Genomic DNA, 1,373 nt, shown 5'->3' with positions numbered 1-1,373 from the left:
TCCGGCTGGCGTTCTCTGGCTTCGAGCATGCCCATGTCGTGCTCGGCGGCGAAAGCTTCGTCGCCCTGGCCGAGGGCTTGCAGAACGCGCTGTGGGTGCTCGGCGGCGTGCCGCGCGAACATCGCAGCGACAGCCTGTCGGCAGCGTTCCGCAATCTGGCGACCGACGCGCGGGAGGATCTGACACAGCGCTACGCCGCGCTGATGGGCCACTATGGTATGGCGCCAACGCGCAACAATGCGGGCATCGCCCACGAGAACGGTTCGATCGAGAGTGCGCACGGTCATCTCAAGCGAGCGCTGGAGGATGCGCTGTTGCTGCGGGGCACACGTGACTTCGCCAGTCTCGATGCCTGGCGGGCTTTTGTCGATGAGATTGTCGGCCGGCGCAACGCCAACCTCGCCAAGCGGATCGCGCTCGAGAAGGAGGCACTGGCGCCGCTGCCGAAAGGCCGCACGACCGACTTCGAGGAGAAGGTGATCCCGGTGACGTCGTCAGGCGGCTTCATCCTGCGGCGCGTGTTCTACACCGTTCCTTCAAGGCTGGTTGGCCATCGCCTGCGTGTGCGCATCTTCGACGACCGGCTCGAATGCTTCCTCGGCGTCACGCCGGTCGTGACGCTGCGGCGCGGTCGGTCTGTGTCGGAGAGCCAGGGCGGTCATGTCGTCGATTACCGGCACGTCATCCATGCCCTGCGGCGCAAGCCGATGGCGCTCCTCAACCTCGTCTATCGCGACCAGCTCTTCCCGCGCGCAGCTTACAAACGTCTGTTCGAGACCTTGCGGGAGCATGGTGATGACCGGCGCGCCTGCAAGGTGACGGTCGAACTTCTGGCGCTGGCCCACGAGCGAGCTTGCGAAGCCGAGCTCGCCAAGGCGATCGCGATCGATCTCGATGCCGGACGGCTACCCGATCTTGCGCCATTGCGCGATCGCTTCCGGCCCGAGGCGAGCTCGATCCCGAGTGTCGCCGTCAAACTGGCGCCGCTCGCTGTCTACGATGAGCTGGCCTCCGTCAGCATCGTGTCGGTCCGCTCGAACCCGGGAGAAGCGGCATGACCAACATCGCGACCTCCGTCGATGCTGCCCGCGTCGAGCTGCTCCTCAATGAACTGCGACTGCCGGGCGTCAAGGCGATCTGGCCGAAGCTCGCCGCTCAATCGGACAAGGAAGGCTGGGCTGCCGCCCGCTTCCTCGCCGCTCTTGCCGAGCACGAGGCAGCCGATCGTACCCGCCGACGCATCGAGCGACACATGGCGGAAGCGCGTTTGCCCGCCGGCAAGACGCTCGCCACCTTCGACTTCGAAAGCGTGCCGATGCTGTCAAAGGCACAGGTGATGGCGCTCGCCGCCGGCGATGCCTGGTTGAAGGCCG

At 66.1% G+C, this 1,373-nt stretch carries 2 protein-coding genes; both read left to right on the top strand.

The window, feature by feature from the left end; all coding sequences use genetic code 11:
* A partial coding sequence (locus K288_RS49200; RefSeq protein WP_051335076.1) for an IS21 family transposase occupies nt 1–1,058 on the top strand: 1,058 nt, incomplete at its 5' end.
* Nucleotides 1,055–1,373, top strand: a 319-nt coding sequence (locus tag K288_RS0143415) for an ATP-binding protein (protein ID WP_027584870.1), incomplete at its 3' end; no start/stop codon positions are given. The genes K288_RS49200 and K288_RS0143415, both read left to right, overlap by 4 nt.

It is taken from the genome of Bradyrhizobium sp. Ai1a-2, from assembly GCF_000426245.1.
GTDB lineage: Bacteria > Pseudomonadota > Alphaproteobacteria > Rhizobiales > Xanthobacteraceae > Bradyrhizobium.
Note: the sequence above shows the minus strand (reverse complement) of the source record. Positions and strands in the feature narration are given on the sequence as shown.